The sequence below is a fragment of the Sphingomonas sp. AC435 genome, from assembly GCF_979253005.1.
In genome coordinates this window covers 1-237 of sequence record NZ_CEEDCJ010000109.1, presented here as the reverse complement: position 1 = coordinate 237, position 237 = coordinate 1, and the positions used below count along the sequence as shown (strand labels likewise).

At 64.6% G+C, this 237-nt stretch carries 1 pseudogene; it reads right to left on the bottom strand.

What is annotated here, in order from left to right:
• Positions 1 to 237 (bottom strand): annotated as a pseudogene (locus tag AC0CH8_RS19130) (TonB-dependent receptor plug domain-containing protein); the annotation flags it as partial.

Genomic DNA, 237 nt, shown 5'->3' with positions numbered 1-237 from the left:
GCGCGGCTGTCGAACGTCTGCGTCGGCTTGAACGTGTCGAACTTGATGATGCCGGCGGGGGTGTTGCGGCCGACCAGCGACCCTTGCGGCCCCCGCAGCACCTCCACCTGCTGCACGTCGTACCCCGGGTTGGACTTCAGCACGACATGCTCCAGCACGACATCGTCCTGGATGATCGACACGGGCTGTGACGCGCCGAGTTAGAAGTCGATGTTGCCGAGCCCGCGGATGTAGAAG